Source organism: Pelomonas baiyunensis, from assembly GCF_043555935.1.
Taxonomy (GTDB): domain Bacteria; phylum Pseudomonadota; class Gammaproteobacteria; order Burkholderiales; family Burkholderiaceae_C; genus Pelomonas; species Pelomonas baiyunensis.
The window spans coordinates 78,261-89,909 of record NZ_JBIGIB010000004.1 but is presented as its reverse complement, the minus strand read 5'-3'; the positions used below and the strand labels follow the sequence as shown (position 1 = coordinate 89,909).

Genomic DNA, 11,649 nt, shown 5'->3' with positions numbered 1-11,649 from the left:
CGCGCGCCGGTCTTTTTTCTCCTCCCGCTGCACCTCTGAAGGCTTGCCATGTCGCGCTCTCTTCACGCTTCATTTCCACGGGCCTGGCTGGCCCTCTTGGCGGCCACGCTGGCCGCGGGCCAGGCCCATGCCAGTTGCCGCACGCACGACCGCAGCGAGCAAGTGGCCTTGGTGCTGTGCAGCACCCACACCGACGCCGCCGCACTCAAGGCTGCCGGTGAGGCCGCCTGCAAGGGCAAGACGCTGTGCAATGCCTGGATCTGGGACGACGCCAGCAAGATGCCCGCGCAGGCGCCGGTGGCCGACAAAGACCTGCCCAAGTCGGCGTCGTCCGCGGCGCGCGCGATCTGGATTCACGACTCCCAGCACCTGATGCAGTTGCGCAAGGCGCGCTGAGCGGGCCGGCCGATGCAGGCCGGTCGATGCGGGCAGGGTGGACCTGGCCGATGGGGCCGGCTCGGGATAATCCGCGTTTTTCCCCAACCGCACCCACCACCATGTTCGAGCATGTCGATGCCTACGCTGGCGACCCCATCCTGAGCCTGAACGAGGCCTTCCAGAAGGACCCGCGCGCCGGCAAGATCAACCTGTCCATCGGCATCTACTTCGACGACGACGGTCGCATCCCCATGCTGCCGTCGGTGCGCGCGGCCGAGCTGGCCGTGGTGCAAGCCGCGGGCGCTCGCCCCTACCTGCCGATGGAAGGCGCCGCCAACTTCCGCAGCGCCGTGCAAGGCCTGCTGTTTGGTGTCGACCACCCGGCCATCGCGGCTGGCCGCATTGCCACCATCCAGGGCGTGGGCTCCAGCGGCGGCCTGAAGGTGGGTGCTGACCTGCTCAAGCGCTATTTCCCGGACAGCAAGATCTACCTGTCGGACCCCACCTGGGACAACCACCGCGCCGTGTTCGAGGGCTCGGGCCATGTGTGCGAGACCTACCCCTACTACGACCCCGCCACCGGCGGCGTGCGCTTTGACGACCTGCTGGCCTGCTTCCAGCAACTGCCCGCACGCAGCGTGGTGCTGATGCACGCCTGCTGCCACAACCCCACCGGCGTGGACCTGACGCCCGACCAGTGGCGTGCACTGGTGCCGGTGATGCGCGAACGCCAGCTGCTGCCCTTCCTGGACCTCGCCTACCAAGGCTATGGCGACGGCATCGAGGAAGACGCCTTCGCGGTGCGCCTGCTGGCGGACGAGGGTGTGAGCTTCCTCATCGCCAACAGCTTCTCCAAGAGCATGAGCCTGTACGGCGAGCGTTGCGGCGCCCTGAGCGTGGTGTGCCCCGACGCCGACCAAGCCGGCCGCGTGCTGGGCCAGCTGAAGTTCATGATCCGCCGCAACTACTCCAACCCGCCCATGCACGGCGGGCAGATCGTGGCCAAGGTGCTGACCGACCCCGCGCTGCGTGCGCAGTGGGAGGCCGAAGTGGCCGAGATGCGCGGCCGCATCCAGGCCATGCGCCGCCAACTGCACGCGGTGCTCGTGGCCAAGCTGCCGGGCCGCAACTTCGACTACTTCCTGACCCAGCGCGGCATGTTCAGCTACACGGGGCTGAGTGCCGACCAGGCCGAGCGCCTGAAGACCGAGTTCGGCGTGTACATCCTGCGCTCGGGCCGCATGTGCGTGGCGGGCTTGAACAGCCGCAACGTGGAGGCCACCGCCACCGCCATGGCGGCTGTGCTGGCCGGCTGAGTGCTTGGCAGCCCCGACTGGGGCTGCCCCCCCTGGTGGCGGGTGAATGCACTGGGGTTATGGCCGCCGCCCGCGCTTTCATTGGCTGCGGGCGCAGGGCTCTCTTACGCTGCGCGGCTGTGAGGAGCTCGTAGCGGCAGGATGAAGCATTGCGTGGTGATCGGCGGTGGTGTGGTGGGCCTCACCACGGCGTGGGCCCTGCTGCAGCGTGGGCATGCGGTCACGCTGGTCGAGCGTGAAGCCGCCGTGGCCGAAGGCGCCAGCCGCGCCAACGGCGGGCAGCTCAGCTACCGCTATGTGTCGCCGCTGGCCGATGCTGGCGTGCCCCTCAAAGCGCTGCGCTGGCTGCTCGACCCCGACGGCCCGCTGCGCTTCAAACCCGAAGCCCGCTGGGCGCAGTGGAGCTGGCTGGGCGCCTTCCTGCGCCACTGCCGCGGCCCGGTGAACCGCCGCATGACCGAGCGCCTGCTGGCCCTCGGCGCCTACAGCCAGACCGCGTTTGCCGAACTGCAGACCCAGGCCGCGTTGGGTGACACCCTGGCCCTGCGCACGCCGGGCAAGCTGGTGGTGTACCGCCACCCGGGCACCTTTGCGCGGGTGGCCGCCCGCGTGCCTGCGGGCGGGCCCGAGCAGGCGCTGACCGCGGCCGACTGCGTGGGCCTGGAGCCCGCCCTGGCCGACTCGCAGGCGCAGCTGGCCGGCGGCATCTTCACGCCCGGCGAGGCGGTGGCGGACTGCCACGCCTTCTGCGCCACGCTGCATGCGCGTCTCGTGCAACAGCCGCGCTTTCGGGGCCACCTGAGCCGCCCGGTGCGCGGCTTTCAGCGGGACGGCCGCGGCCGTGTGATCGGCGTGCAGACCGACGACGGTGAAATCGGCGCCGATGCCGTGGTGCTGGCCGCGGGCCTGGCCAGCCGGGCGCTGGTGGCGCCGCTGGGCGTCACGCTGCCGCTGTACCCGCTCAAGGGCTACAGTCTCACTGCGCCCATCGGGGCACGGCACCGCCCGCCCGAGGTCAGCGTGACCGACTTTGAAAAGAAGATCCTCTACGCCCGCATCGGCGCCGACCTGCGCGTGGCGGCCATGGTGGACCTGGTGGGCGAAGACACCGGGCTGGACCCGGCGCGCCTGGCGTCGTTGCAGCGCTCGGTGCGCGCCACCTTCCCGCATGCGGCGGACTACGACCGCGCGTTGCCCTGGGCCGGGTTGCGGCCGGCCACGCCCAGCGGCGCGCCCATCGTGGGGGCCAGCGGCGTGCCGGGCCTGTGGCTCAATGTGGGCCATGGCGCCCTCGGTTTCACCTTCTCGTTTGCCACCGCGCGGCTGGTGGCCGATCTGCTCTCCGGGGTGGAGCCGGCCCTGCCGCTGGAAGGCCTGGCGCTGACATGAGCGCTGACATGGGTGCTGACCCGCGCGCACCGGTGGTCGATGCCGACTTGGCCCGCGCGTTGGCCGCCGCGGTTCGCGCCCATCAGTTCGCGGCCACGCCCGACCGGCTGCAGGGCGGCGCGCCCGTGGACGTGCACCCCAGCATCGACCTCGCGGTGGCCGTGTTCCGCGGCGAAGCGCCGCCCCGCTTGGCTAACGTGCTGTTCTCGCGCGAGCACCCAGACGGCCTGGTGGCGCAGCTGGGCGCCTGCGGTGCCGTGGCCAACATTGCCTTCCATGCCGATGTGCGCAATTCAGCGGGCGAGTCATACGCCTGGCTGCCTGGCGCGGATTGGTCGCGCATCGACTTCCCCGCCTGGTTCGGCCAGGGGCCGCGGTTCGTTTCGCCGTATCCGGCCTCGTTGCTGAAACTGATGGTGGCGGTGGGCGTGGCGCGGCTGGTGGACGCCGACCGCAGCGACTGGGCCTTGCCCTGGGCCTGGCGCGGCCGGACCCGGGCCGTGGCCGACTGGCTGTTCGACATGATCACCGTCAGCAGCAATGACGCCACCTCGGCGCTGGTGGCGCACCTGCATGCGCGCGGCGCCATCCGCCGCGAGGGCGGGCAGGAGGTGCACAACGCGCTGCACGACCTCTTCCGGGCCCAAGGCCTGCCGGGCCTGCGCCTGGCCCACACCCAGCCCGATGGCGGTTGGGGCAACGCCGCCGGCGCGGGCGTGGGCCAGATCCAGATGACCGCCTGGGACGCGCTGCGCCTGGTGTGGCGGCTGGATGCCGATGCCCCGGCGCTGCCGACCCCGCCCCTGGTCAGCCCGGCCAGCCGCGCCGTGATCCGGCGTGCGCTGCAGGCGCAGCGCCTGAACGAGATCCTGTCCAGCGAATCGCTGCGCGGCCAGCCCGGCTGGGTGCCGGGCATCCCGGGTGCGTTCGCGCACAAGACCGGCAACACCGAGAACTACAGCAGCGATGCGGGCATGGTGCATGACGGTGATCTGCACTACCTGATTGCACTGACCAGCAACCTCGGTCAGCGCTACGCGCCGCAGCCCGGCACCGCCACCACCTGGCGGTTGCCGGCGCTGGGTGCGGCAGTGCACGCGGCGGTGCGGGCTGTGGTGGACGGCCGCGCTTGACGACAGCCGCTGTCGACCGCCGTTGTCGGCTGCCATCGACTGACCGGCTTCGCGTGCTGGCCTGACGGGCCCGCGCCGCCCCGCCCAGGCATAAAAAAGCCCCGGTCCAGCCGGGGCATGAAAGCCGGCGCCGGGCCGGCCAGGGAGTTCCTGAAGGCTTACCAGAACTTGTAGTTCACGGTGAACTGGTAGGCGCGGCCGCGCGGGTCGGCCACGCGGGGTTCCCACGAGCTGCCGGCGCCGGTGTTGCCGTCGTAGGCGGCCGAGAACGGCGGGTCTTCGTTCAGCAGGTTCTTGATGCCGAAGGTCAGGCCCAGGTTCTTGATGCCGGTGTAGCTCACGCTCGCGTTGAAGGTGATGTACTTGGCCACATTGGGCTTCCAGTCCGGCGGCGTGATGCTGCCGTTGGCCACGCCGGGCAGCTGCGCGTCCTTGTAGCCGGCGCGCCAGAGCTGCTGGAAGGTGCCCACCCAGTCGCCCTCGGAGTAGGTGAACGTGGCCGCGTGCTTCCAGCGCAGGCCCAGGTCGCCCGCACGGGTGAACACGCCGATCTCGCTGGCGCCCATCGGGGCGCTGGCGATCAGGCGCGAGCGCTTGTCCAGCAGGTAGCTGCCTTCGAGCTTGGCCACCAGGCGGCCGGCGCCCAGGGCGGTGGTGCCGCTCAGCGACACGTCCACGCCCTTGGTGATGGTTTCACCGGCGTTGACCCAGCGGTTGTCGATGGACTGCAGCGTGCCGGACGCGTCGCGGATGAAGTTGTCCGGGAACAGCGTGTAGTTCTTGACGAGGTCGCTGAGCGCGACGGACTGGATGGTGCCGGTCTTGCGGATCTGCCACCAGTCCGCGCCCACGGCCACATCGGCGTTGGGCGACCACACGAAGCCCCAGGTCCACTGCTTGCTCTTCTCGGGGCCGAGGTTGGGCTTGCCGCCGGTCAGGATGGTGGGCGTGATGGACGCACACGCCGGGTTGTTGGCATCCACCACCCCGGTGGCGCACTTGGCCGGGTCCACCAGGTCTTTGCCGGAGTAGGGCGACTCGGTCACGCCGTTGAACAGCTGGTTGAACGAGGGCACGCGGAAGCCGCGGCTGGTGGAGGCGCGCACCAAGAGCTGGTCAAACGGCTGGTAGCGCAGCGAGAACTTCGGGTTGGTGGTGCCGCCAAAGCCGGTGTAGCTGTCGTGGCGCACGGCGGCGCTGGCTTCCAGGTTCTTGAACACCGGCACCAGCACTTCGGCGAACACGGCGCGGATGTCGCGCTTGACCGTGTCCAGCGTGTTCACGCTGTCGAACGGCGCGTTGAAGATGGTGGCTTGCGTGGCGGCATCGGTGGCGTTGCCGTTGAACTTGTACTGCTCCTGGCGCACGTCGCCACCCACGGCGGCCATCACCTGGCCGGCCGGCAGCTTGAATACGGGGCCCGAGGCCGTGAAGTCGGCCTGGCGCAGCGTGAACTTGCCGCCGTACAGCGTCACGCCGTCGGCGCGCACGCCGTCCAGCGCCGACAGGGCCGTGCTGGTTTGCGTGATGCCATCCGCAGAGAAGGGGTTCAGCACGCCGGTGTTGATCAGCGCCGCGAAGGGCTTGCTGTAGAAGTAGCCGTGCTTGAGCAGCGAGGTGGTGTCGCTGGTGGCCTGCGACACGCCGGTCTTGTAGTCCCAGCCGGCGAACAGCGGGCCCTCGGCGCCCAGCAGCACGCGCTGGGTGTCGGCCGTGGTTTCAATCTCGCGGTTGCCGCAGGGCATGCAGCGCCAGCGGAAGGCCAGCGGCAGGCCGCGGTTCTTCGCCAGCGTCGGGAAGGTGGCCACCAGCGCGTTGAACACCGAGTTGTAGGCCTCGCCGGTGCTCGGGTAGGCCAGGTTGAAGAACGGGCTGGTGGTGGAGGTGGAGCTGGAAATCTGGTTGGGCGAGAAGCTCTTGTCAGTCACGACATGGGCGCCCACGTACTCGGCAAACACCTGGTGCTCACCCAGCGCCAGCGTGCCACGCAGCACGGCGTTGCTGGACTTGACCGGCTGCTGCAGCACCGCCGCGCGGCCGGTGTCCCATGCGCAGCCCCACTTGGCCGCGGGCGAGGCCCACAGCACCGCGTCGTACGCGGCCTGACCGGCGATGGACGAGCAGCCCGCCTGGCCCGGCAGGTTCAACGGGTTGATGCCGTTCATGGCGATCGTGGTGCCCGGCTGGATGGGGCCGGTGCCGCGGCCGGTGGTGTTCAGGTTGTCGCGGCTCAGCGCGTTGTACAGGCTGGAGATGGCGAACACCGTGGCGTAGGGCGTGCCGCGCGTGTCCACCGACAGGCCGCGGCTGGGCTGGAAGGTGTTGACGAAGTCGCGCTGGTCGCCGCGCAGGGCCTTGGCGTCGCTGAACGACACCGAAGCCAGCACGTTGAACTTGTCGCGCTCCAGATTGCCGTAGCCGCCGGTCAGCTGCACCCGGCCGAGGTTGCCGCCGCCGGCTTCGGTCACGTCGGTGAAGACCTGGCCTTCCAGGCCGGCGTAGTCCTTGCGCAGGATGAAGTTGATGACGCCGCCGATGGCGTCCGTGCCGTAGATGGCCGAGGCGCCGTCCTTCAGCACTTCCACGCGCTCGATGGCGGCGAAGGGAATTTGCTGCAGGTCCACCACGCCGCCGTTCAGGCCGTGGGCGGCCACGCGGCGGCCGTTGAGCAGGATCAGCGTGCTGGCCGCACCCTGGCCGCGCAGGTTGGCCGAGCTCGCGCCGTTGTTGCCGCGCGCCTGGCCGGCCACCACGTCGGCGTTGGAGGCCAGGTTGTCCAGCCCGTTGCCGTTCACGCTCAGCGTGCTGATCAGCTGTTCGGCCGACACGATGCCCTGGCGCTCGATGTCCTTGCGGCTGATGACCTGGATGGGCAGGGCGCCCTCATCCTTGATGCGCTTGATGCTGGAGCCCGTGACCTCCACGCGCTCCAGGCGGGTGCTGTCGGCCTGCGCCACGGCCCAGCCGGCGTGCACGGCCAAGCCCACCAGGGCCATGCTCGACATCAGACGATTCAACTTCATTGCCAGGACTCCTCTTCGGTTCAATTGCTGTTCATGTTCGCTGCAGGGGGCGGTGCCGCCCAGAGGGCCGCACCCCAGGTGTTGCGTGCCGTGCAATGAATGCTTGTCGGCGCGGCATAACCTGCGGGAATGCATGCCCGCCAGATGGCGAAGCGGCGGGCCCGCGCGGCCGCCCTACAGTCCGCAGCCTGAGCTTTCGGACCCCTGCGCATGCGACTCATCACCGAGGCCGATGTGGCCACCGTTCTCGACCCCGATCAGGCCGTGGCGGCCCTGCGCGCGGCCTTCACGCAGCACGGCCGCGGCCAGGCCCAGGTGCTGGCCCGCCACCGCATCACCGGCGCCTGTGATGGAGCCCCGGTCGCCCTCAGTGCGATGGGAGCCATTCTGGAGGCCGACGGCGCGCTGCCCGCCGTGCTGGGCACCAAGGTGTACTCGGCGCGCAACGGTCGCTATCACTTCTTGGTGAGTCTGTTTTCGGCCCTGACGGGGGCACCGCTGGCCACGCTGGAGGCCAATGAATTCACCCGGCTGCGCACCGCGGCCGCCTCGGCCTTGGCGGCCGACCTGATGGCCCGGCCGGACGCCCGCACCTTGGCCGTGTTTGGCGCCGGCATCCAGGCGCGGGCGCATGCCGAGGCGCTGGTGCGCGTGCGGCCGGTGGAGCAGGTGCTGGTGTGCGCCCGGTCCGGCGCCGAGGCGCTGGCCGCTGAGTTGCAAGCCGCGCTGGGCCGCCCGGCCCGCGCGGTGGACGCCGACACTGCCGCGGCCGAAGCCGACCTGTTGCTCACCGCCACCCGCTCGCCCACGGCGGTGTTCAACGGCGCCCGCGTGCGCGCCGGCGCCTGGGTGGGCGCGGTGGGCTCCAGCACGGCCGTGGCGCGTGAGCTGGACGACACCCTGCTGGCCCGCGCCCGCTGGGTGGCCGTGGAATGGCGCACCGCCGCCGAACAGGAAGCGGGGGACCTGCTGCAGGCCGCGCCCGGCACCGTGCCGCCCGAGCGGGTGGTGGAGCTGGGCGAATGGCTGGTGGCGCCGCGCGCCCGGGCGGCGAGCGACATCACGGTCTACAAGAGCGTGGGCATCGGCCTGGAAGACGTGGCCCTGGCGCGCTGGGTGGCGCATCGGCTGGGCGCATGCTGAGCCGGGTGGTCAAGGCTCGCGCGGCCCGCCGGCCGTTGCCGGGCGGGCGGGTGTTCGCGGTGGGCCTGGTGCTCTTGCACACCCTGCTGCTGGCGGGCTGCGCCACCGTCTCGGGCACCGGCGCGGTGCCGCCCCCGGTGCAGGCCGCGCTGGCCCAGGCCGGCTTGCCGGCTGACAGCCTGGGCTACGTGCTGCAGCCGCTGGACGGCTCGCGCCCCGCGCTGCGGCGGCGGGCCGAGGAGCCCATGTCACCCGGCTCGACGATGAAGCTCGTCACCGCCACGGTGGCGCTGGAGCAGCTCGGCATCAACCACCGCGGGCGCACCGAGCTGCTGGCCGCATCGCGGCCACAACATGGGGTGATCGACGGCCCGCTGATCCTGCGCGGCGGGGCCGACCCCGACCTGGACTGGCCCACCCTGTGGTGGCTGCTGCGCCAGTTGCGCGAGAGCGGCGTGCGCGAGATTCGCGGCGGGTTGGTGGTGGACCGCACGCTGTTCCAACCGACCCGGCTGGACCTGGGGCTGCCGCCCTTCGATGAAGCGCCGGAGTTCGACTACAACGTGATCCCCGACGCGCTGCACTTCAACGGCAGCCTGCTGGACTTGGCGCTGCAGGCCGGCCCGGCGGGCACCGCGGGCGTCACAGCGCGCAGCGTGCCGGCGCTGCAAGGTTTGACGGTGGACGCCAGCGCCATGGCCGTGTCGCCCCGCCCCTGCAAAGACTGGGACGACACCTGGCAACCCGCCCGTGCCGAGCCGGTGGGCGACGGCTGGCGACTGCAGCTGCAAGGCGCCTTCCCGGCGAACTGCCGCCAGCAGCCCGCACTGCAACTGCTGGACCGCCAGTGGTTGGTGACCCAGGCCGTGCGCCAGCTCTGGCACGAGCTGGGCGGCACCCTGGGCCCGGGCGACGCAGAAGCCGCCGCACCGGCGGGTGCCGTGGTGTTGGCCACACACCGCGGCCGGCCGCTGGCCGAGGTGATGCGCGGCGTCATGAAGCGCAGCGACAACGCCTTGGCCCGGCTCATCTACCTGCAACTTGGCGCCCAGGCCGCCCAGCCGGGTGAGCCGACGCTGGCCGCCGCCGACCGCCGTGTGCGCGCGTGGTTCGCGGCGCACAACGTGCCGGACGTTGGCCTGGTGCTGGACAACGGCTCGGGCCTGTCGCGCACCGAGCGCATCAGCCCGGCGCAGCTGGCCGCCGTGCTGCGCGCGGGCCAAGCGGGCGCGCAAGGCCCGGAGCTGCTGGCCACGCTGCCGATTGCGGGCGTGGACGGCACGCTGAGCCGGCGCCTCAAAGACGGCCCCGCCACCGGCCAGGCCCGGCTCAAGACCGGCACGCTGCGCGACGCCGTGGGCCTGGCCGGCTTCGTGCCCGACGCCAGCGGCCGGCCCTGGGTGTTCGTGGCCTTGATCAACCACCCGGACGCCGCCCGCAAGGGCCGGCCGGTGCTGGACGCGCTGGCCGACTGGGTGGCATCGCAACCGTGATCGGCCTATGCTCGCCGCGCCCGCGGGGAGGTGGGCGCACGATGCACACAGCAGCGCGGTTCTGGGTTGGCGTGGTCGCAGGTGTGGCCCTGGGCGGGGCTCTGGCCCAGACCCCGGCCGTGCTGGGCGGCATGGGCGCTGCCACCACCGCGCCGCCGGCGACGGCCCCGGTGCAGGCGCCCACGCGTGAGCTGCGCTTTCTCACCGAGCCCTTCCCGCCCTACACCTACGCCAGCGAGGGCCACGCCGCCGGCCCCATGGTGGACGTGCTGCAAGCCGCGTGTGCGCGCCTGGTCTGGCGCTGCGAGGTGGAGGTCATGCCCTGGCGCCGTGCCTTGGCCATGGCCCAGCGCGGCGAGGTAGAGGGCCTCTTCACCGTGGTGGACTCGCCCGAGCGCCGGCAGTACTTTCATGTGTCGCCGCCGGGCATCGAGGGGCGCTATGTGTTGTTCACCCGCGCCGGCAGCGGCTTGCACTACCAGGGCGACGCGCAGGTGCTGGCCGGCCGCACCGTGGGCGCGTACGGCCCGTCGGCCACTGCGCTGACGCTGGAATCACTCATCGACGGCGTGCCGCGGGTGCGCAGCGAGATCGAGCCCGACAACCGCACCGTGCTGCGCAAGCTCGCCGCCGGCCGCTACGGCGAAGACGGCGCCGCCCTCGTCAACGAGGCTGTGGCCCAGTTGCTGATCCGCGAAGACAACCTCACGGCCCTGCAGCCCGCCGGCCTGGTCAAGACCTTCGGCTACGCCTTCGGCCTGAACCGCCAGACCGTGGACCCCGCCCAGGCCGCCGCCTTCGCCAAGGCGGTGTACGAACTCTGCCGCAGCGGCCGCACGGCCGAACTGCTCAAGCCTTACGGGTTGCCGGTGTCGCACTGCGTGCGATAGCCGCCGCGGGTTGCCGACGCTTTCCCGCCAGAATCGGCGGTCTATCAAGGAATGATTCATGCGGCGGTGGTGGGTGGCTGTTTTGCTGTGGGCTGGTGGTGCGCAGGTCAGCGCCACAGAGCCGGACCTCAAATACAAGCGGATCGAACACACCATTCATTTCGCACCCGGTCAGAGCCCGTATCGCGGCATGGAGTGGTCCTACCCCGTGGTGCTGCCTGCGCCGACGCCCGTGCTTCAACGCTTGAATGCATGGATGCGGCAGCTGTCCCTGGCGCCGTTTTCTGCGTGTGATCGCGCCGTCGAACTGCAGGTGCAGGCCATGCCGGACAGCCAGGTGCTGCAGGCGCTTGAAGCGGACCCAGCCTTCACCGCATGCGACATGCTTCAGTCCGCAGTCAGCCCTGTCAGCGCACTGGGCCGCTATGTGTTCGTGGAGCACCACACCGAATGGCTGGGCCAGACCGGCCCGAAAAAGGGCGTGGAGACGTTGGTGTTCGATTTGAAATTGGGGGCTCCAGCGAGGGTGGAAGACCTGTTCGTCAGTGGGGCGCTCGGTGTCTTGAATGACGCCTTGGCTGAGCGCATTGCCAAGGACGCCCGTCGTCCCGAATGCAGCGGCCGGCGCTTTGACTGGTCTCAGGTGTCCCTGCAGTCGGTGGATGCCTTGTTCATCACCTATCCCTACAACCCCAGGGAATGGCGGCAATGCGGTGATGGCATTGAGGCGCTCAATGGCCCCACGGTTCGCCGCCTGCTCTTGAAGCCGCGCGACTTGCAGCCCACGCGTCGATGGGGCTGGCAAATGCCTTGAGGCGTTGAGGCGTTGAGGCGTTGAGGGTGCGGCACGCGCGCATCGAGGCGGCACGCGGTGAACCATCTGC

General features: G+C 70.7%; 9 protein-coding genes. 8 read left to right on the top strand and 1 reads right to left on the bottom strand.

The window, feature by feature from the left end:
• Positions 1-48: 48 nt before the first annotated feature.
• From ACG01O_RS14580 to ACG01O_RS14565, 4 genes are all read left to right on the top strand, one after another.
• The gene (locus tag ACG01O_RS14580; protein ID WP_394385724.1) at positions 49-396 is read left to right on the top strand and encodes a hypothetical protein; all 348 of its coding nucleotides are present in this window, start codon (positions 49-51) and stop codon (positions 394-396) included.
• 101 nt (positions 397-497) lie between these two features.
• Positions 498-1,694: an amino acid aminotransferase gene (locus ACG01O_RS14575; RefSeq protein WP_394385723.1), complete on the top strand. Its 1,197-nt coding sequence runs from the start codon at positions 498-500 to the stop codon at positions 1,692-1,694.
• A 141-nt stretch (positions 1,695-1,835) separates the two neighbouring features.
• On the top strand, positions 1,836-3,083 hold the full coding sequence (locus tag ACG01O_RS14570) for a D-amino acid dehydrogenase (protein ID WP_394385722.1): 1,248 nt from the start codon (positions 1,836-1,838) through the stop codon (positions 3,081-3,083).
• Positions 3,080-4,216, top strand: a complete 1,137-nt coding sequence (locus tag ACG01O_RS14565) for a serine hydrolase (RefSeq protein WP_394385721.1) — start codon at positions 3,080-3,082, stop codon at positions 4,214-4,216. Before ACG01O_RS14570 ends, ACG01O_RS14565 begins: the two co-directional genes overlap by 4 nt.
• 158 nt (positions 4,217-4,374) lie before the next feature.
• On the opposite strand, the gene ACG01O_RS14560 is transcribed toward ACG01O_RS14565, so the two are convergent.
• On the bottom strand, positions 4,375-7,239 hold the full coding sequence (locus tag ACG01O_RS14560) for a TonB-dependent receptor domain-containing protein (RefSeq protein ID WP_394385720.1): 2,865 nt from the start codon (positions 7,237-7,239) through the stop codon (positions 4,375-4,377).
• 210 nt (positions 7,240-7,449) lie between these two features.
• On the opposite strand from ACG01O_RS14560, the gene ACG01O_RS14555 reads away from it, so the two are divergent.
• The 4 genes from ACG01O_RS14555 (at position 7,450) to ACG01O_RS14540 (ending at position 11,579) form a co-directional block, all read left to right on the top strand.
• Positions 7,450-8,382 (top strand): ornithine cyclodeaminase family protein, encoded by a 933-nt coding sequence (locus tag ACG01O_RS14555; RefSeq protein WP_394385719.1) that lies wholly within the window; start codon positions 7,450-7,452, stop codon positions 8,380-8,382.
• Positions 8,376-9,875 (top strand): D-alanyl-D-alanine carboxypeptidase/D-alanyl-D-alanine endopeptidase, encoded by a 1,500-nt coding sequence (gene dacB, locus ACG01O_RS14550; RefSeq protein WP_394385718.1) that lies wholly within the window; start codon positions 8,376-8,378, stop codon positions 9,873-9,875. Before ACG01O_RS14555 ends, dacB begins: the two co-directional genes overlap by 7 nt.
• A gap of 41 nt (positions 9,876-9,916) precedes the next feature.
• Positions 9,917-10,765: a substrate-binding periplasmic protein gene (locus ACG01O_RS14545; RefSeq protein WP_394385717.1), complete on the top strand. Its 849-nt coding sequence runs from the start codon at positions 9,917-9,919 to the stop codon at positions 10,763-10,765.
• A 73-nt stretch (positions 10,766-10,838) separates the two neighbouring features.
• Entirely contained in the window at positions 10,839-11,579 is a 741-nt protein-coding gene (locus ACG01O_RS14540) for a hypothetical protein (protein WP_394385716.1), read from the top strand.
• Positions 11,580-11,649 lie beyond the last annotated feature (70 nt).